The organism is Planctobacterium marinum, from assembly GCF_036322805.1.
In the GTDB taxonomy this organism is placed as follows: Bacteria; Pseudomonadota; Gammaproteobacteria; order Enterobacterales; family Alteromonadaceae; genus Planctobacterium; species Planctobacterium marinum_A.
Window position 1 is genome coordinate 1,518,127 of sequence record NZ_AP027272.1, and the last position, 20,409, is coordinate 1,538,535.

Sequence of the window (20,409 nt, forward strand, 5' to 3'; positions counted from 1 at the left end):
ATTAAATGTCACCAAATCCGGCTTGTAAGATGGCAAGTGCCGCTAACGCCGCCGTTTCAGTGCGCAGAATTCTTGGACCCATTAGTACTTCTTCGTAACCGAATTCTCGAGCTTGATAGATCTCAGCATCCGACAATCCGCCCTCGGGTCCGATTAACAGCCTAACACCCTCAGTGGGCAGGCGCAGTTGATTGAGTCGTTGACTGGCTTGTGGGTGCAACATCAAGCGCAACTGATTTGTGGATTGTTGTACCCAAGTCTGAAAGCTAACGGGTTGGTGTAAAGTGGGTAAGGTGTTGCGACCACTTTGCTCGCAGGCTGAAATGATAATTTTCTGCCAGTGCTGAATCTTCTTTTGCCAGCGTTCTTCGCTGAGTTTCACCGGGCAGCGTTCGGTAATGATAGGGGTGATGTCGGTAACACCTAGTTCCACCGATTTTTGCATCACTAAATCCATACGCTCGCCTTTGGATACACCTTGCGCAAGGTGCGTGCTCAGCGGCGACTCTACACAGATCCCTAGCTTGGCTGATACAGCTACTGTTGTGGCTCTTTTGCTGGTTTCCACAATTTCGCCACTGTATTCGTTGCCATCGCCATTGAACATGACTATCGGGTGTCCCGGCTTGAGGCGCAAAACGGTGCTAATGTGAATTGCTGAATCTTTTGGTAACGCAATTTGAGTGTCGGTTTGTAAAGTGTCGGGGTAATATATTCTGGGTATACGCATGTAAATCTGGAATGGCTGTTTTGGCTAGTTTATTGAATTTACCCCTGCAGATAAATGCTTATCTTTAAAAAGGAGTTGTTGAGTGTCGACAATAATCGAAGTTAACAATTTGACGAAATCCTTCAAAGGTATAAAAGCCGTGGATGGGATTTCTTTTACTGTTAAAAGAGGCCAATGCTTTGGATTATTGGGTCCAAATGGGGCAGGGAAATCCACCACGATTGAAATGATGGAAGGTATCAGTGCCCCCGATTCCGGTGAGATATTGTTTGAAGGCCAGCCTTTAAACCGGGAATCATTAAAGCGTATCGGTATTCAATTTCAAAACACTGCATTGCAGGATTATTTAACTACCCGTGAGACGGTGCGTCTGTTTCGCAGCTTTTATGAGCAAGGACTGGATGAGCAGGAGATCATTGCTTTGTGCCAGTTACAGGATTTTTTGCATCAAGATCACCGAAAACTATCAGGTGGTCAGCGGCAAAGACTGTTGTTGGGTCTGGCGTTGGTAAACGATCCAGATATTCTGTTCCTGGACGAGCCAACCACCGGACTCGACCCACATGCCAGAAGAAATTTTTGGGACCTGATCAGAACCATTAAAAGCAAAGGAAAAACGGTAGTTTTAACCACTCATTACATGGATGAAGCCGAATTCTTGTGTGACCATATCGAACTGATGGATAAAGGCAAAATCATCGAAAGAGGGCATCCAGGTGTGTTATTGCAGCGGCATTTTTCCGGGGCATTAATTCGCATCCCGATGCAGCCGCTAACGGAGGAGGTGCAGACTCAGTTACAGCCTAAAGAAAATCATGAATTCTGGGATATCAATACTCACAATGTCGAACAGGCACTGGCTTTGCTGGTGCAATCTCACGTTTCACTTGAGGGCTTACATGTCAAATCTGCCAATCTGGATGACTTGTTTTTAAAGCTCACCGGACAACAACTAGGAGAAGGCGCATGAGCAACAAAATAACTGCCATGTGGACGCGTTTTTATGCTTTGTTCAAGGCGCGCAATCTGGAGTTTTTTCGAGATAAGTCTTCTCTTAGCTGGAATATCGCGTTTCCGGTGCTCATCCTGGTGGGCTTTTCTTTTATTTTCAACGACCAAGATAACTACCAATTCAAGGTGGGGGTATTACAGCAAGATACCTCCTTGGTGTCGCAAGCGCAGAGCGAGGCGTTTCTGCAACTCAAACACATTGAATTTGTTCCCTATACTGAAACTGCGCAAGCTATTGAAAGTGTACGCAAACACAAAATTGACTTATTTGTGGCACCTCAGCAGAAACGCTATTGGGTAAATGAGACATCTCCAAAGGGATACACGGTAGAGCAATTGCTACTGGGAAATAGTGTCGGTTATGAACGACTGACTATTGAAGGTCGAGCCATTCGTTACCTGGACTGGGTGGTGCCAGGTATATTAGGCATGAATATGATGTTCAGCTGTTTGTTTGGTGTGGGGTACGTAATTGTGCGGTACCGCAAAGCGTCCGTGCTGAAGCGCCTGAAAGCCACACCATTGAAACCCATTGAATTTATTCTGGCTCAGGTGATCTCAAGGCTATTCATTGTGGTTTGTATGTCCGCTGGTGTGTTCCTGGCTACAGACTGGATGTTTGATTTTTACATGTTGGGTTCAATGTTTGATTTGCTGGTGATTGCCATATTGGGCGCCCTTTGTATGATTTCATTGGGCTTGCTGGTGGCGAGTCGCAGTCGCAGTGAAGAACTCACCGGTGGATTATTAAATCTGGTCACCTGGCCCATGATGATTTTATCTGGTGTCTGGTTTTCGTTAGAAGGTGCGCCCCAGTGGCTGCAATCTATCGCACAGTTACTACCTCTTACACATATAGTGGATGGTGCGCGCAGCATTATGACGGACGGTACCCGTTTATGGGAGTTACACACCTCGCTTGTGAGTTTGTTGCTGATGACTGCGGTGTTTTTGTGTTTAAGTGCCTTATTGTTTAGATGGGAAGGGGACGGGCGTTAGCCCGTCTCAAGACATTAGCTGACCGGACAGTTGGCCTTTTCGGGTGCCAGTTTGTATAACACTTCAGCATTAGCCATATTTTGCTGCAGTTGTTTGATACGGGTAGTGGGGGCAGGGTGAGTAGATAAAAACTCCATCGGGCGTTCACCGCCTGAAGCCTTATCCATATTTTCCCAGAGTTTCACTGATTCGCTGGGTTTAAAACCGGCTTTAGCCATTAAATCTAAACCGATATAGTCGGCTTCAGATTCATGGGTGCGGCTAAATGGCAATTGCAGCCCCACTTGCACGCCTAAACCTATCGCTGCCATGATTTCCTGGTTATAAGCCACTTGATTGTTGGAGAGTAACTGATTCGTCACTTCCATACCCACACCCACTAAGGTGCTTTGGGACATTCTCTCGTTACCGTGCTCTGCGATAACATGGCCTACTTCGTGTCCGATGATTGCCGCCAGTTGATGTTGATTTTTGGCTACTTTGAGTATGCCGGTGTAAATACCAATTTTACCGCCGGGCAGGGCAAATGCATTGATTTGCTCATCTTCGAAAACCACTACTTCCCATTCGCCGGGGAAGGTCTCTTCAGGAACCTGCGCAATAATTTTATCAGCGACACAATTAACATAATTGTTTTGCACAGGCTCTTTGGCGATTTTGGCATCTGCTTTAAGGGTGGCAAATGCCTGGTTTCCCATTTGATTTAATTGCGCAGAGGAATACAGCTTAATCGTGTTGCGACCGGTAGGGGACTTGGCACAAGAAAGCAGAACACTGCTGATGAGGATGGCTGCTGCGAGTTTTTTAAAGGACATAAATTGGCTCCGTGCACATTGATAATCCAATTATAACCACAGTCGTCAAATAAAAAAGGCTCCGTTGTGGAGCCTTTTAAATACTATTTCATTTTACAGACCTGCGGCACTGCGCAACTCTTCTGCTTTGTCGGTAGCCTCCCATGGGAAGCTATCTCTACCAAAGTGACCATAAGCGGCTGTCGCTTGATAAATAGGCTGCTCCAGGTCCAGCATTTTAATTAAGCCGTAAGGGCGCAAATCAAAATGCGCTTTTATCAAGTCGGTGAGCTTATCATCGGCAATTTTACCAGTACCAAAGGTATCAATGCTGATAGAAGTAGGTTCAGCGACACCGATGGCGTAGGAAACCTGAATCTCACATTTATCGGCAAGGCCTGCAGCAACGATATTTTTAGCGACATATCGACCCGCATAAGCTGCAGAGCGGTCTACCTTAGATGGATCTTTACCAGAGAAGGCACCACCTCCATGGCGGGCCATGCCACCGTATGTATCCACAATGATTTTACGGCCTGTTAAGCCACAATCGCCCATCGGTCCGCCGATCACGAATCGGCCGGTAGGGTTGATAAAATATTTGGTGTCAGCGTTCAGCCACTCAGCCGGTAAAACTGGCTTGATGATTTCTTCCATCACCGCTTCTTGCAAGTCTTTCAGGTTTACGGCTTCGCTGTGCTGAGTAGACAATACTACAGCATCGATGCCCACAGGCTTACCGTTTTCATAAGCAAAAGTCACCTGACTCTTAGCATCCGGGCGCAACCATGGAAGGACTTTGTTTTTACGCACTTCTGATTGCTTTTTCACCAGACGGTGTGCGTAAGTGATAGGGGCAGGCATCAAAACATCGGTTTCATTACTGGCATAGCCAAACATCAAACCCTGGTCACCGGCACCTTGGTCTTCTGGTCGCGTACGGTCAACACCCTGGTTGATATCGGGAGATTGTTTGCCGATGGTATTCATTACGGCGCAGCTATCGGCGTCAAAGCCCATATCTGAGTGAATATAACCAATTTCGCGCACTGTTTTACGAGTGAGTTCTTCGATGTCTACCCATGCTGATGTGGTGACTTCGCCACCTACCATGACCATACCGGTTTTTACGTAGGTTTCACACGCCACTCGGGCTTTGGGATCTTGTTTTATTATCGCATCCAACACCGCGTCTGAAATTTGATCCGCGATCTTATCCGGATGACCTTCAGAGACGGACTCTGAGGTGAAAAGGTGTCTGGTCATAGGGATTCCTGATTCTGTCGTTAATGTTTCTATCTATGAACGTTGCATAGTGTAATGGAAAATGAGAAAAAAGCTATTATTTACTTCTAGACGTCTAAATGTCTATATTTAAGGTTCTGATTTTCATAGTATTATTTCTTTTAAAAGTTTTTCTTTCCTCTTTTTTGGCAAAAAAGTAATGAAAATCTGAGTACGTTCAATCTCATTGTTTAGCCCATTTTTTTCTTTAGACTAGACTCTCCGTCGTATTTATCTCCCGAACTAGAAATAAAAGTAATATGGAAAACGGAATTGATTGGGGAATATGATTGCATCACACAAGCGCCTAAGCCAGAATATGCATCCGAAACCGCTGTGTAAGCGGTACTATACCTTGCAAACAGGAGTAACAATGCCAACGCGTAGAGAATTAGCCAATGCCATTCGTGCATTGAGTATGGACGCCGTACAACAGGCGAAATCAGGTCATCCGGGTGCCCCAATGGGTATGGCAGATATCGCCCAGGTACTATGGGGAGATTATTTGCAGCACAACCCTGCGAATCCAGACTGGGCCAACAGAGACCGATTTGTGCTGTCCAATGGTCACGGTTCAATGCTTATCTATTCGTTGTTACACCTGACTGGCTACGATCTTCCTATTGAAGAGCTGAAAAATTTCCGCCAGCTGCATTCTAAAACTCCCGGCCATCCCGAATACGGTTATGCACCAGGGATTGAAACCACAACCGGTCCACTGGGACAGGGCATAACTAACGCCGTTGGTATGGCGATTGCTGAAAAAGTGCTGGCTGCACAGTTCAATCGCAAAGACCACGACATTATTGATCACAATACTTATGTGTTTTTAGGTGACGGGTGCCTGATGGAAGGTATCTCTCACGAGGCATGTTCATTGGCTGGCACATTGGGCTTGGGCAAACTGGTTGCTTTCTGGGATGACAACGGCATCTCTATCGATGGTGAAGTAGAAGGTTGGTTTACCGATGATACACCAGCGCGTTTTGAGGCCTATGGTTGGCACGTTGTGCGCGGTGTAGATGGTCACGATCCTGAGCAAATTAGTGCGGCAATTGACGCGGCAAAAGCAGAATCAGACAAGCCTACATTGATTTGTTGTAAAACCATTATCGGTTTTGGTTCGCCCAATAAAGAAGGACAAGAGTCTTGTCACGGCGCGCCACTGGGTGATGATGAAATCGCATTAACTCGCAAGCGTTTAGATTGGGATGCGCCAGCCTTTGAAATTCCTGCGGATATCGCCGAGCAGTGGAATGCCACTGAGCAAGGTAACGAAAAGGAAGCCGCATGGAATGAAAAGTTTGCCGCTTATGAAGCCGCTCATCCAGAATTAGCCAAGGAACTGCTGCGTCGTTTAAATAACGAGTTACCAGCGGATTGGCAAGAGCAGGCTGATGCTTACATTGCCGATTTACAGGCTAACCCTGCTACCATCGCAAGTCGCAAAGCTTCGCAAAACGCCCTGAATGCTTATGGTCCAATTTTACCTGAGCTGTTAGGTGGCTCCGCTGACCTGGCAGGCTCTAACCTGACAATCTGGTCAGGCAGCAAGGGTGTTAGTGCAGACGACGCCAGTGGTAACTATTTGTATTATGGCGTGCGTGAATTCGGTATGTCTGCCATTATGAATGGTATTGCTTTGCACGGTGGCTTTAAGCCTTACGGTGCCACTTTCTTGATGTTTATGGAATATGCCCGTAATGCGGTGCGTATGGCGGCATTAATGAAGGTACCAGCGATTTTCGTATACACCCATGATTCTATTGGATTGGGTGAAGATGGTCCTACGCACCAGCCTGTTGAGCAACTGGCTTCAATGCGTTTAACACCGAATTTGATGAACTGGCGTCCCTGTGACCAGGTTGAGTCTGCGGTTGCCTGGAAGGCTGCGATTGAGCGTCAGGAAGGCCCAAGCTCACTTATCTTCAGTCGTCAAGGCTTGACTCAAATGGAGCGCACACCAGAACAAGTTGCAGCTATCGCTAAAGGCGGTTATGTGTTGCAAGACTGTGCAGGCACACCAGACGTGATCTTACTTGCAACGGGCTCTGAAGTAGAATTAACGGTTAATGCGGCCAATACACTTGCTGAAAGCGGCACTAAAGTACGCGTTGTTTCGATGCCATCTACAGATGTATTCCTTGCGCAAGACGCTGCTTATCAAGAATCAGTATTACCTGCTGCGGTTGCCAAGCGTGTTGCTGTTGAAGCGGGGATTAAAGATTACTGGTATCGCTTTGTTGGTTTGAACGGCAAAGTTGTTGGTATGGATACTTTCGGTGAATCAGCACCTGCTGGTGAGCTGTTTAAACATTTCAATATTACCAGTGAAGCTGTCGTTGCCGCCGCACAAGAAATTCTGTAAGAGATTTCTTATAGCGACATAATCATAGAAAGCAGGCCTTCGGACCTGCTTTTTTATTGCAAATAAGGTAGACTTGCCCCGTTTTTTAAAAGGGGTAATTCAGGAATCAAAATGATACGAGTGGCCATAAATGGTTTTGGTCGGGTAGGCAGGAACGTACTAAGGGCGCTTTATGAGTCAGGTCGGGATGCCATCATTGAAATTGTCGCCATTAACGAACTGGCTGAACCAGAAGGTATCGCCCATCTTTTAAAGTATGATACCTCCCACGGTAGATTCAAATTTCCCGTTACGCTGCACAATCGCACCCTCAATGTAGCGGGCAGAGATATCCAGTTGCTGAATTCAGCTAAAATAGAAGACTTGCCCTGGCGTGAGCTCAATGTCGACCTGGTGCTGGAATGCACTGGTGAGTTTGGCGAGCGAGAAGATGGTGAGAAACATCTGGCCGCTGGCGCTAAAAAAGTCTTGTTTTCACAGCCTTGTAAAGCCGATATGGACGCCACCGTTATTTTCGGTATCAATGATAACCTGTTAGAAAAAGAACATCGCATCGTTTCCAATGGTTCATGTACCACCAATTGTATTGTACCAGTGATTCAGGTTTTAGATGACCACTTTGGGGTGGAAAGTGGCACCATAACCACTATTCACTCTTCCATGCACGATCAGCAGGTTATTGATGCTTATCATCCCGATTTGCGCCGTACTCGGGCTGCCTCACAGTCTATTATTCCCGTCGACACCAAGTTGGCTTTGGGGGTTGAACGCATCTTGCCAAAATTTGCTGGACGCTTTGAAGCGATTGCTGTTCGTGTACCTACCATCAATGTTACCGCTATGGATTTAAGTGTAACGCTAAGTCAGGAAGTGAGTATCAAAACCGTCAATGCCGCGTTGGAATCTGCTCGCATTGGTCGATTAGAAGGGATCTTGTCCTACACCGAAGAACCTCTGGTGTCATGTGATTTTAATCACGATCCCCATTCCTGCATTGTAGACGGCTCACAAACCCGAGTCAGTCATAAAAAATTAGTGAAAACCTTGGTATGGTGTGATAACGAATGGGGTTTTGCTAATCGTATGCTGGATACCAGCCTGGCAATGATGCAATAGACGAATAACCAATATAAATTTGAAAAGAAAACACAAAATTTGGAGAAACTAGCATGTCCATAATTAAGATGACTGATCTTGATTTAGCCGGAAAACGCGTTTTGATTCGCGAAGATTTGAACGTACCCGTGAAAGACGGCAAAGTTACTTCTGATGCGCGATTAAGAGCTGCACTACCTACTATCGAGCATGCTTTGAATGCTGGCGCAAAGGTGATGGTTATGTCCCACCTGGGACGCCCAACTGAAGGACAATACGAAGATGCATTCAGCTTACAGCCCGTCGTCGATTATCTGACAAATGCTTTGAGTAATGATGTTCGTCTGGAGAAAGACTACTTAAACGGTGTGGAAGTGGCACTAGGCGAATTGGTGGTGCTGGAAAATGTGCGCTTCAATGTGGGTGAGAAAAAAGATGATGAAGCTCTCGCCAAGCAATATGCAGCACTGTGTGATATTTATGTAATGGATGCCTTCGGTACTGCCCACAGAGCCCAGGCGTCTACTCATGGTGCGGGTTTATACGCACCTGTTGCCTGTGCAGGTCCATTGTTAGCGGCTGAACTGGAAGCGCTAGGCAAAGCATTGCACAATCCTGCAAAACCACTTTTGGCAATTGTCGGTGGCTCAAAAGTTTCTACTAAACTGACGGTACTGGATTCGTTGTCCAGTAAAGTGGATCAGCTGATCGTTGGCGGTGGTATTGCCAATACCTTTATAGCGGCTCAAGGTCACAACGTTGGCAAATCCTTATACGAAGCTGATCTTATCCCGGAAGCTAATCGACTGTTGGAAAATGCACAAGCCAATGGAGGCGATATTCCGGTACCGGTAGATGTTATCGTCGGTGATAAATTCGCAGAAGATGCGGCGGCCCACCTTAAAGATGTGGAGCAGGTGGAAGATGGCGATATGATCTTTGATATTGGCCCTGAAACTGCTGCGCGTTTGGCTGAGTTGATCAAGTCTGCCGGTACTATCGTGTGGAACGGTCCGGTAGGCGTTTTTGAGTTTGACCAGTTTGGTGAAGGTACTAAAGCGCTGTCGTTGGCAATCGCCAATAGTGATGCGTTTTCTATCGCCGGTGGCGGTGATACGCTAGCGGCTGTAGACAAGTACAATATCGCCGATAAAATATCTTATATCTCAACGGGAGGCGGCGCGTTCCTGGAATTCCTTGAAGGCAAGGTCCTACCAGCCGTTGCGATGTTAGAAAAACGCGCTAGTTAAGCGCACTAAAAAAATAAACGGAAAAAATAATAAGAACAGGATATTTTCCACTGTAACCCTATGAGTCTGGCGGCGTTAGCACAGGCTCGCACTCAGGAGAAATTACGATGGCTTTACCAGCCAACGCTGAAATGTTGAAAAAAGTCAGTGACACTGACGGATTTATCGCAGCCCTTGATCAAAGTGGCGGAAGCACCCCTAAAGCGCTGTTGCAATACGGCGTTGCAGAAAGCGCTTACAGCAATGACGAGGAGATGTTTGACACAGTGCATGCTATGCGTACCCGTATCATCACCAGTCCTGCATTTACAGGTGATAAAGTGTTAGGCGCGATTTTGTTTGAGAATACCCTTGATCGTCAGATTGAGGGCAAAATGAGTGCAGCCTATTTGTGGGAAAACAAGCAAGTTGTTCCATTTCTGAAAGTGGACAAAGGCTTAGCGGATGAAGCCAATGGCGTGCAGGTGATGAAGCCTATGCCAGAACTGGATGCACTATTGGATAAAGCCGTTGCTCAAGGCGTTTTTGGTACCAAAATGCGCTCTGTTATCAAGCTGGCCAACCCACAAGGTATTGCGGATGTGGTAGCGCAACAGTTTGAAGTAGCCAAGCAAATCTGTGCTAAAGGCTTAGTGCCAATTGTTGAGCCAGAAGTGGATATTCACTCTCCAGAAAAAGCCCAAGCCGAAGCCATCATGCGTGATGAAATTCAGAAGCAATTGGATGGTTTAGCGGATGATGAATTGATCATGTTGAAGCTTACATTGCCCTCTGAAGATAATTTCTACAAGGTGTTGATGGAGCACAAAAACGTGGTTCGCGTGGTGGCGCTGTCGGGTGGTTATTCCCGCGATGACGCCAATGCCATTATCGCCCGCAATCACGGCATGATAGCCAGTTTCTCTCGTGCTTTGGCACAAGGGTTATCAGCGCAGCAATCCGATGCAGAATTTAATCAAATGTTGGGTGATTCCATCGAAGCGATTTTCGCCGCTTCTCGCACCTAAACATCTTGTTTTTATGTCGGCGGGTAACTTTGTTGCCCGCTTCATGTTGTCGTTTTCATACTCTCCTTAAATAACCATTGAATACGTTTTCAGACGTCTAGACTTCCCATTTTGCTTCACTTAAAATGCGGCCCGCAAAAAAGGGTAGGCTATGAAAATAACAAATTTTGCTTTTACAATTTTTCTCAGTGTTTTATCAGGCTCGGTTGGCGCTTCGGGGAGCGTATCTGAAGAAGAGCAAAAAGACTTTACCTTAGAAGGCGAATTTGGCTCTATTTTTAGTGGCGGAAACACCCAGACCACCTCTTTCAAAGGCTCTTTACGTTCTCATCATGAAATGCAGGACTGGAGTAATGACTATGTGATCGAAGCACTGTATCGCCAGGACGACGTGATGTTAGTGGACGATGCTACGGGCGAAGAGTATGAAGAAACACAAACCACGGCACAGCGCTTTTTCATTTCCAGTCAGGCCAATTACAAACTCACTGATCCTGACAATAGATTATTCGCTTTTGCATCTTATGAAGATGCGCGCTTTAGCAGTTTCGAATATCAGGCCACAATAGCTGCAGGCTGGAGCAGTCAGTGGTTTAAAAAGCCGAACAGCCACTTTACCTACAGTATTGGTCCCGGGTATGCCTTCCAGGAGTTACAGGAAGGTGAAGATGCCAGTGGTATGATCTTACGTGGGCAACTGGATTATGGTTGGAAGATATCTAAAAATGCCAATATCAAACAGATCCTCAGCACGGAGATCGGCTCCCTGAATACTAAGTCACGCTCGGAATCATCGGTGTCAGCCAAGATAAATGGCTCAATGTCTATGAAGGTGTCGGTAATCCTCAACCACAATACTGAAGTGGAAGAGGGAGCGGAGAACCTGGATACCGAAACCGCAGTTACCTTGGTGTATAACTTTTTCTAACGTCTGAAAGCGGTTAACTGGATGTTCCTCGGGGTCAGGCTGCGCTCACAAAACTCGTGCAGTTCAACCAGAATATCATCTTGCTCCAGGTATAAGGCTAAGTCGCTCACCAGCCACAATTCCAAAGCCCGTCTGAAACCTTGAGCGGCCAGTCCTAAGCGACGGGATTGTTGATAACGCGTGTTTGCTGAACACTGCAACTCTATATAGTTCACCTCTGCTGGTAAGCTGAGTCCTTTGTGTTGTGCCATCAGTTGTACCAGCTCCTCAACAGGTAAATGGGCTTTGCTTAACGCTAGTGACGGTGTTTGCCAATACTCATCAACGCCTCTTACTTGTCGCTGTAAAATATCAAAAGCCAATCTGGCTGTTTGCAGTTTATGTCGCAGTATTTGCTCACGCTCTGGAGCTGTTACAGTCTCTTGCATGGCCAATTTAACCATTGCCGGGGTTAAGTTTAAGTTGTGCTCAATTCCCTGCGTGGAAAGGGGAAAATAATCATCCTTTAACCACTTTTCGTAGCAACAAGGCGCGAGCACTAACTTTGCCGAATCACTTTGCTTCCAGTTCGCTAACAGTTTTCTATGCAAGTCGCCACAGGCATGCAGTGCCATAACTTCCTGATTACTACTGAACTCAATACGACTACTTAAGACATCTGCACAGATAAATTCCGCCTTCGTCTGGGACTTTTGTGCCAGTTTCAAACCTTCTTCGCACAGTGCTGAGTTATATTCAATAGCTGTTAATGGGGTATGTCTGATGAGCGCTGCAACTCTCCCAAGGTGAGCTTTACCCGCGCACCAATCCACTAGTTCAAGGTTCGTAGTGCTACATGAATTTGTGTGGGGCGTTGCCAAAAAGGCGAGAATCTGTTGCCATTTTCTACCGGGAATACCGATATCTGAGAACTTGGGCGGAGTAATTGTTCTGGAATTTTTGGGTAGTTGAATGGCGGCTAACAGCGACCCGTATTCAGCTAAATGAGTATGCAAGAATCCGTGCAGTTGTTCTGGTGAGTGCTCTAGTGTACGCAGTTGTTCATCACTTAACTCAAGTAATGAATCGGCCAACTGCGGGTATTGCAAAGTCCATTGTGGCCTTTGATTTTTGAATGCAGAGGTGCGCCAAATCGGCGCAAATTTCTCAAGTGATGCGGTTAAGGCTTGAAAGCGGTGTTGATGCGATTGGCTCACAAGATAACCGTCACTGGTGCTTTATCAGAGTTAGGGCAAATCTACTTGCTTGAATCAAGATAAAAGTCATCAGCATTGAAGTCTTTTAGCCAGTCGTTGAATTTGTCCGCGGGTAACGGGCGACTCATATAAAATCCCTGTGCTTTGGTGCATCCCACTTCCTGTAAAAACTTCAGTGTTTCACCATCTTCAACACCTTCGGCGACGGTTTTTAATCCGAGGTTTTGCGCCAGTGACATCAGTGTTCTGACCATGATTTTATCGTCTTCACTTTTGGCTAGATCCAGCACAAAAGCCTTATCGATTTTCAGTTCATCCACTGGCATTTTTTTAAGTTGGGCCATGGAAGAGTAACCCGTTCCAAAATCATCGATCGACAGGGTAATGCCCATGCGTCTGAGGGTATTGAGGGCCTTTAAGGCACTTTCCGGATCAGACATTACCGCGCTCTCGGTGACCTCCAAAGTGAGCATGGTATTGTCCACATCAAATTCCGACATCAACTCGGCAACATAGGTGGGCAATTGCATATCTACCAGATCGATAGCGGAAATGTTTACCGCCATGCCGATGTCATAACCCAGTTCTTGCCACTGTTTGTATTGTTTGAAAGCAACGCGCAGACCCCAATGGGTGACGTCTCTGATGGCACCCGTTTGCTCTGCTAAGGGGATAAATTCATCCGGGGGAATAAAGCCATGTACTGGATGTATCCAGCGGATCAGGCATTCGACTGTGGTAATTTTACGCTCACTAATGGCTAATTTGGGCTGGTAGAACAGTTGCAATTGGCCTTCTGCCAGTGCGCCGCGCAACTCCGACATTAAGCTGAGTCGTTGCACTGAGTATTTGTTTAAGCTGTCCTGATAGATGGCGTAGGGGAAGTGTTTTCCTTTACAACTGTACAGAGCAATATCCGCACATTGTAATAGTCCTTCAGATGATTGCGCATCTTGCGGATAGGTGGCAATACCCATGCTGATATCTACATCCAGAGAAAGTTGCTCGATGACAAACGGACGGTCAAACAAACCTGAGAAATTTTCCGCCACGGCTTTGGGATCTCGTCCGGTAATGTCTTCAACCACAATGGCAAACTCATCGCCGCCAATATGGGCGATAAACACGCCATCATAGGCAAAGGCTTTCAAGCGATTGGCAATTTCTTTGAGCAACTGATCACCGGCTTCATGGCCAATGGTATCGTTGATCTCTTTGAAGCGGTCCAAGTCCATCATCAACACTGCCAGTTGTCGGTCAGGATGTGCTGCAATATTTTCTGCCAGATGATTTTTAAACTGGTTGCGATTGGGCAGGTGGGTTAAAGAGTCGTAATAAGCCAGGTATTGGATTTCTTCTTCACGCTTTTTAATACCTTCCTGCATTGAGTGTATAGCGCCAGATAGAGACTCCACTTCATTGGTGCTGGCTTTCGGAAACTCTTCAACGTACTTGCCCTGGCGAATTTTATTGGCGACATCCACCAGACGGGTTACCGGACGGGTGATGCCATTTGATAACAAAGCTGCAGCCACAAGCGCCATCACAGCGGCAATCACCAGAATGAAAATAAGCTGTCCCAAAAGGCTGTTGTACGAAAGATAAGCCTTGTCTTCTACTGTGCTCAAGACCAATTCCATAGGCATATCACGCCATCTGCCCAGTTCACTGGCGATGTATATCCATTGGCTGAGTTCATCGGAGAATTGGTTGAGTTCGCCATTGACTAAAATCGTTTGCTGTACCAGAAACTCAGCCTCTTCAGCAGCGTGGGTGGTGGCAACGAGTCTATTCTCGGCCCCGATAAAAATCAGACTCATGTTCATCTCTGTCAGGCTGATCAGGCGTTCGTTGAACAGATTTTCGGCCTTGATACCCATGAATACCCAAGCATTAATATTGCGTGAGCTTTCCACAAACTTAACAGGCATGGAGCGCACCAGATACACAGTGCCTTCGACACTGTGCCAATGAATGCCATCAGGTAAGAAGTTAGCGGCGTCGATATTTAAATCCTGGGAGGGTAATACGGGACTGGAGACAATATTGCGCCCATCTTTATCTTGCACCCATGCTATGTCGGCGCCGGCTCGTGCCTGAAAATTTTCCAGAGCGGATAACAGGCTGGCAGTGTCATCTTCACTGGTGGCGATAAGTTGTTTGAAACTAAAGTCTTTGCTGAGGGTGTTAAGGGCATCACGCAACGAGATTGAACGGTTTTCAATCTTGTCTTGCACCACGCTAGCTGAGGTTTGCGCATAGGACATCAACTGACCGGTGCTGTGTTTGTAAGTGGCTGACTGTACCGTATAGAGTGTCACGAGAACCACCAGAGTCAGCATCAACAAGAAGTTCAGCAGTATTCTGGTTCTGAGGGAATTAAATCCGTTAAATGAAGTTGAAGTCATGATGTTATTTTTCGTTTTTTATCAGAACAGCGATTTTTCGGCATTAGAATCTGCATGATAGTACCGATCCGCGTCAGGAGAAAATTATTCTTCACGATACTGCCGGACTTTGATGGTTTTTCCTTGCTTTTGACTTAATAACCCAAGTTGTAAAAAGCGCGCTACTTCCGCTGCCGCCTTAATAGAGACAGGTGACTGAGATTCGTAGCGAATGGCTTGCGCCACTTGCTCATAGAACTCTATATAGCTACCACGCAAGGTGGGAATAGTTTGCTCACTAAGGGTTTCAAGTTCAGTTTTGTCCGTTTTATCGATGGTATATAGGGTACCGTGATTATTTTCTTGGTCTTGACCATAGCTTTCGTGGTCAAGGGCCATACCCGCTTGCAGTTGTTCTTCTTGCACATCCATACCGTATTTTACAAAAGTTCCTTTAGTCCCTTGAATATCAAAGCGCTTCACCGGTGCTGCATTGTGATTTGAGGCAGCAAGCAGCACTTCTTTATCGGCATAGTGTAGTTGCACATTGAAGTAGTCGTCTACAGCACTACCGCTGCGAGTATTCAAAACTCTTGCTGTAATGGCTTCGGGGCTGCCAAACAGATAAAGTGCCTGGTCTAACAGGTGGGGGCCAAGGTCAACCCACAAACCACTGCCCGGTCCGGGCTGCTCTTTCCACTTGCTTTTGGGAGCTGGTATGAAGCGATCAAAATTTGATTCAAAGCGCTTAATCTCACCTAATTGTTTATTGGCGATTAATTGCGCGACTGTTTGAAAGTCACCATCCCAACGCCTGTTGTGAAAGGGAAAAAGCTGCACATCTTGCTGCTCAGCCTGGCGTTGCAGATCCTGTATTTCTTTGAGATGCAAAGCGACAGGTTTTTCAACTACCACGTGTCGTCCTGATTTCAGCGCTTTCATAGCAAGGGGATAGTGATATTGATTAGGGGTAGTTACCACTACCAGGTCGGCATCGCTTGCTGCTAAAAGTTCATCAGGGGAGGCATAGCACTTCGCTTCTGGTAGCTTCGACGCCACAAGCTCTGGCCTGGAGCTGGACACGGCAGATAAATTGAGTTCTGGATGATTATTTAGTAGAGGAAGGTGCAGGTTTTGCGCAATGCTACCAAAGCCGATTAACGCCACATTTATCATGATTGCCTCTGGAGGTAGTAAAACTATGTTTTATCAGACTTTAGTCTATATTTAATAGGTTATTCTGGAGTAGCCAAGTCATTTATGTCATAAATGACGATAAAGCACGATCTTTTCGAATGAGCAACAATTCTAGCATACAAGACAAGAACTGCGCAGATGCGGTAACCATCTTATACCGTAACAGCTACGGCGGTCACGTCGTGAACTTTCTCGCCTCTTCGGTGCTCGCTTTCGCATTCTACAACGAGCAAAGTCACTATGATAAGTTAATCTGGTTTGCTTTTATGGCCAGCTTGTTAACCTGCCGCTTATTAGACAGCTGTTATTTTACCTTTTATTTAAACGGCACCATTGTAGAATCCAAGGCTGCTCAATATAAACAGCGCTTCTTTACCTTGGTTATGGCCACGGCCATTATCTGGGCTATTTATCCTTTTCTCGTTTTTGATACCCTGGATACGTTGGAATTTACTGCCACTGCCATCATTTATGCGGCACTGGCTGGCGGCAGTGTTACGGTGCTTTCTGCCGACAAACGCATTGCAAGGCTATACAGTCTTTTTATGTTATTACCCCTTTCGATTTTATCTGTTATGTCGGATGAAGCCATTATGCAAACCTTGGGGACGATGGGGTTTGTGTATGCCGCGGTTATGTTCGTCTCTGCCACTCAGGCATCAAAGTTTACCAGTGACGCCATTTCCTTAAAAAATCAAAATGTCGTTCTGCTTGGGCAAGTAGAAAAGGAAAAAGAGGCGGTCAGGGAGAGTAATCAAAAATTGTGTGAAGCGATGGATGAGTTGAACAAGGTTAATGAGCAGCTTGAAGAGAAAGTGCATCAGCGTACCCGCCAAATTATTAAACTCAATAAGCAAGACTCACTTACAGGCTTGTTAAACCGTGCGGCAATTTTAGAGTCTCTAGAGACGCGAATAGGGCAGAGTATTGAGCATAGTACGGGCTTTTTCTTGTTGTTTGTGGACTTAAACAATTTCAAAAAAATCAATGATAGTCTCGGACACGATGCCGGTGATAAGGTGTTGCGCAGTGTCGCAGCGACATTACTCGCTATAAATCAAAAAGTCGCCATTGGGCGCTGGGGCGGCGATGAGTTTGTTATTGTGCAGGAATGTGAAGATGTTGCATCAGACAAGACACATACCAGTGTGAGTAGCCTCGAGAAACAAGCGCGTGACTTTTCGCAACAACTGATGCAAAGAATTGGAGGCATTCCCGTTCCCGGGGAAAGCGATAGCTTCCTCAGCGCCTCTATAGGCATTGCTCTTTTTCCTACCCATAGCATCAATGCCAATGAGCTTATTCACATGGCTGATATCGCCATGTTTGAACAAAAGTACAATCGCGTTGCGACGCCAGTGATGTTTGACAGTGCCATTTTGCACAGTCTCAATGAGAAGGAAAAACTAAAAATCGGCCTGGAACAAGCGCTGGAAAAACGCCAGTTACGTCTCGAGTTTCAGCCCATCGTTGACATCAAGCAGCAAAAAATACTGAGTTTTGAGGCGCTCGCACGTTGGAAGTTCAACGATATTGATGTGCCACCGGCGATATTTATTGAATTGGCTGAGAAACAAGGGTTGATCGTTGAGATAGGCGAGTGGGTTTTAGTACAAGCCTGTTTGAGTGCTTCAAGGTGGCAAATGCAACAAAATGCTGGGGTGTCCGTTAACATTTCTACTCATCAGTTGTTGCACGTTAATTTTATTCGCTCTGTGCAACATGCCCTAACCGTGAGTGGTTTAGCACCAGAAAAACTGAATCTGGAGATCACTGAAACGGTTTTTTGCGGCGATATAGATCAGGCCAGAAAAGCGTTACAAGAGGTTAAGACGCTCGGGGTGACTATTGCTATTGACGATTTTGGTACAGGTTATTCTTCTCTGTCGCAAATTGAGCAGCTACCGGTAAATTGCATCAAGGTAGACCGGCACTTTGTGTCCAATCTGGCTGCCAATGGCGGTGTGATATTAAGAGCGACAAACATGATGGCCAAAGAAATGGCATTGCAAATTGTGGCTGAAGGGGTTGAAACGGAGCATCAGAAGCAATTCTTGCAAAATTTAGGCATTCATGCACTGCAAGGCTTCTTTTTTTCAAAACCGCTTCCAGAAAGCGCGGTTGGCGATTATGCTTTAACTCAAACACTAACCAGTAGTGAGAACACCGTGGCCCCTGAGCTGGCCAAGTAGAACCGTACTCACAGTAATAAAAGCTATCTTTTCTCTAGTATGACAATACGCGCAACTCTCGTGGTTTCAGGACCGCTGCAAGCCGGTGTAGCGGCCGCTCTTACCCAATTCGTTTACAAGAATAATGGCAATATCACTGATTTTGATCAGTACGTTGACGTTGAAACTGAGCCGCGTATGTTCTTCGCCCGAATGGAGTGGGAACTGGAAGGCTTTCAGGTGCCTGAAAATGAGATTATCCACGCACTAAAAGCAGATATTAATGGCAAATACCAGTTAACACTGGACCTGCGTATCATGGACCGGCCCCTAAAGATGGCCATCATGGTCACCAAACAATTACCCTGTTTTTACGGTATGTTGGCTAAAATACTGTCTCATGAATGGAATGTTGAGCCAACTTTGGTGGTAAGTAATCGCATGGACATGGAAGTGGACGCTAAGCGCTTTGATTTACCCTTTCACCACTTACCGATTACGCCAGAAACCCGTGAGGCGCAAGGAGAAAAAGCGCTGGTACTGTTTGAGCAAAACGATATAGATGTGGTGGTGCTGGCCAAGTACATGCAGATCATACCGCCTAATGTTTTATCCCGCTGGTCTGGCCGTATGATCAATATTCACCATTCCATGTTGCCTGCCTTTGTAGGGGCAAAGCCTTATCATCAAGCCCGAGAATACGGTGTTAAATTTATCGGTGCTACGGCGCATTACGTTACCGAAGAGCTGGATGAAGGGCCCATCATCATGCAAAACGTCAAACCCATAACCCATCGTCAGACCGCTGATGAACTGGTTAACATGGGCAAGTCCATCGAAACTGAAACCTTACTGCGAGCAGTGGAGCTGCACCTGCAGCATCGCATCGTGATATCAGGACGTCGCTCTATTATTTTTGATTAATACTGTGGATTCAGCTTAATTACCTTCTATGTAGCTCAAGGAAAACGCGTGGGGATGTTTCTGTTTTCTGCTATAGGTTAATGTTCATTACTTCGATGTGTTTTTTTCTTAGGGGCGATCCCCTAAAACCCCCTTTTATCCCAGCGCGAGAAAACATAAGCCGCCTGTGAAGAACCTGAAAGACCGACAATGATGGCCCGTCCCTGCGCCAGCATTGTCTGAGACATCATCCCTGATGTCACTCTTTCCGGTTTCTTCTTCAACGGAGGCTTAACTCGCACAAGGAAAGGATTCTTACGGACTTCGAATTCGCTATCGGTTGATTATTGAAAAAACTTAGAGTCTCTTCATTTATTTTAAGGTTCTCTCGCAGGAAATAATCCCTTTTTTCTTCTTAAAATTATCTGGATTATCTACCGTTTTGTACCAACCAGTTCCCTCTGGAATAAGCGATACAGCCATAACGGGTATCAATTCTGTTTTATCTTGTATAATCTTATAGCCATGTGGGCAGAGTTCACTAGCTCTTCTCTGCCAAAGTTTTTTAACTTGTGATTCAGACGTGTAGTTATTTCCCATATATACAACTTTGTATATACCATCTCCAATTTTTTGATCGCTATATCCGCCTGGTGGCCCAAAACTTTGCTCTGTTCCCAATTCTCTATATGTAGAGGAGCAAGCCGCCAACACTGAAAACAAAACAACACAAATAATACGTTTGATCATAAGTTTGAGTATTCCATTTTTAACCTTGAGATTAATTGCCTAAGGCCTCCCAAACTTTAATCTGATTATTTAACAACAAATCTGGCAGAGAAAACTTTTTCTTATTTTATTTCTAGATAATTGGCCGACAGCTTCACGACAAGAACGTCATTGAGTAAAGTCATGCAAAACTCAGTTAAATAATACCCCATCGTTAATTCGAAGTGCGGATAATTCTGGCCCTTTCGCGAGATAAGTCGAAAGAGCAGATAAAACCTGAAGATCGGCAACAAGGATGTTGCCTAAGTCAATGCTAGCGCGGGGACGTGCTATCATTGACGGTCTTCAGGTTCTGCGATT

Annotated in this window: 16 protein-coding genes; 9 read left to right on the forward strand and 7 right to left on the reverse strand. The window is 45.9% G+C overall.

Annotation, left to right across the window (positions count from 1 at the left end):
* Position 1: 1 nt before the first annotated feature.
* A complete protein-coding gene (locus AABA75_RS06775) occupies positions 2-730 on the reverse strand; it encodes a 16S rRNA (uracil(1498)-N(3))-methyltransferase (RefSeq protein WP_338291808.1) in 729 nt (242 codons plus the stop codon).
* Between the two features lie 82 nt (positions 731-812).
* Between AABA75_RS06775 and AABA75_RS06780 the strand changes: the two genes are divergently transcribed.
* Complete coding sequence (locus tag AABA75_RS06780; RefSeq protein WP_338291809.1) at positions 813-1,700, forward strand: ABC transporter ATP-binding protein; 888 nt, start codon at positions 813-815, stop codon at positions 1,698-1,700.
* The gene (locus AABA75_RS06785) at positions 1,697-2,740 is read left to right on the forward strand and encodes an ABC transporter permease (RefSeq protein WP_338291810.1); all 1,044 of its coding nucleotides are present in this window, start codon (positions 1,697-1,699) and stop codon (positions 2,738-2,740) included. Before AABA75_RS06780 ends, AABA75_RS06785 begins: the two co-directional genes overlap by 4 nt.
* Before the next feature lie 14 nt (positions 2,741-2,754).
* Here the strand turns inward: AABA75_RS06785 and AABA75_RS06790 are convergent, their stop codons facing one another.
* Entirely contained in the window at positions 2,755-3,555 is an 801-nt protein-coding gene (locus AABA75_RS06790) for a M48 family metallopeptidase (protein ID WP_338291811.1), read from the reverse strand.
* A 93-nt stretch (positions 3,556-3,648) separates the two neighbouring features.
* The gene (gene metK / locus AABA75_RS06795) at positions 3,649-4,800 is read right to left on the reverse strand and encodes a methionine adenosyltransferase (RefSeq protein ID WP_338291812.1); all 1,152 of its coding nucleotides are present in this window, start codon (positions 4,798-4,800) and stop codon (positions 3,649-3,651) included.
* Between the two features lie 391 nt (positions 4,801-5,191).
* Between metK and tkt the strand changes: the two genes are divergently transcribed.
* The 5 genes from tkt to AABA75_RS06820 all read left to right on the forward strand — a co-directional run bounded on the left by tkt (position 5,192) and on the right by AABA75_RS06820 (position 11,466).
* The gene (tkt, locus tag AABA75_RS06800) at positions 5,192-7,186 is read left to right on the forward strand and encodes a transketolase (protein WP_338291813.1); all 1,995 of its coding nucleotides are present in this window, start codon (positions 5,192-5,194) and stop codon (positions 7,184-7,186) included.
* 111 nt (positions 7,187-7,297) lie between these two features.
* Complete coding sequence (epd, locus tag AABA75_RS06805; protein WP_338291814.1) at positions 7,298-8,302, forward strand: erythrose-4-phosphate dehydrogenase; 1,005 nt, start codon at positions 7,298-7,300, stop codon at positions 8,300-8,302.
* A 53-nt stretch (positions 8,303-8,355) separates the two neighbouring features.
* Positions 8,356-9,531, forward strand: a complete 1,176-nt coding sequence (locus tag AABA75_RS06810) for a phosphoglycerate kinase (protein ID WP_338291815.1) — start codon at positions 8,356-8,358, stop codon at positions 9,529-9,531.
* Positions 9,532-9,638: 107 nt separating this feature from the next.
* On the forward strand, positions 9,639-10,538 hold the full coding sequence (locus AABA75_RS06815) for a fructose bisphosphate aldolase (protein ID WP_338291817.1): 900 nt from the start codon (positions 9,639-9,641) through the stop codon (positions 10,536-10,538).
* A 151-nt stretch (positions 10,539-10,689) separates the two neighbouring features.
* A complete protein-coding gene (locus AABA75_RS06820; protein ID WP_338291818.1) occupies positions 10,690-11,466 on the forward strand; it encodes a DUF481 domain-containing protein in 777 nt (258 codons plus the stop codon).
* Here the strand turns inward: AABA75_RS06820 and AABA75_RS06825 are convergent.
* The 3 genes from AABA75_RS06825 to AABA75_RS06835 all read right to left on the reverse strand — a co-directional run bounded on the left by AABA75_RS06825 (position 11,463) and on the right by AABA75_RS06835 (position 16,225).
* Entirely contained in the window at positions 11,463-12,662 is a 1,200-nt protein-coding gene (locus AABA75_RS06825) for a methyltransferase (RefSeq protein ID WP_338291819.1), read from the reverse strand. The two genes, AABA75_RS06820 and AABA75_RS06825, sit on opposite strands and share 4 nt — an antisense overlap.
* Before the next feature lie 41 nt (positions 12,663-12,703).
* Positions 12,704-15,070 carry a putative bifunctional diguanylate cyclase/phosphodiesterase gene (locus tag AABA75_RS06830; RefSeq protein WP_338291820.1) on the reverse strand — a complete coding sequence of 789 codons (2,367 nt, stop codon included), beginning with the start codon at positions 15,068-15,070 and terminating at the stop codon, positions 12,704-12,706.
* Between the two features lie 84 nt (positions 15,071-15,154).
* Positions 15,155-16,225, reverse strand: a complete 1,071-nt coding sequence (locus AABA75_RS06835; RefSeq protein ID WP_338291822.1) for a Gfo/Idh/MocA family oxidoreductase — start codon at positions 16,223-16,225, stop codon at positions 15,155-15,157.
* 119 nt (positions 16,226-16,344) lie between these two features.
* Between AABA75_RS06835 and AABA75_RS06840 the strand changes: the two genes are divergently transcribed.
* Both AABA75_RS06840 and purU read left to right on the forward strand, forming a co-directional pair.
* Positions 16,345-18,438, forward strand: a complete 2,094-nt coding sequence (locus AABA75_RS06840; RefSeq protein WP_338291824.1) for an EAL domain-containing protein — start codon at positions 16,345-16,347, stop codon at positions 18,436-18,438.
* A 39-nt stretch (positions 18,439-18,477) separates the two neighbouring features.
* A complete protein-coding gene (purU, locus tag AABA75_RS06845) occupies positions 18,478-19,341 on the forward strand; it encodes a formyltetrahydrofolate deformylase (protein WP_338291825.1) in 864 nt (287 codons plus the stop codon).
* Positions 19,342-19,692: 351 nt separating this feature from the next.
* Here purU and AABA75_RS06850 read toward each other — a convergent pair whose 3' ends face one another.
* Positions 19,693-20,070, reverse strand: a complete 378-nt coding sequence (locus tag AABA75_RS06850; protein ID WP_338291826.1) for a CC0125/CC1285 family lipoprotein — start codon at positions 20,068-20,070, stop codon at positions 19,693-19,695.
* Positions 20,071-20,409 lie beyond the last annotated feature (339 nt).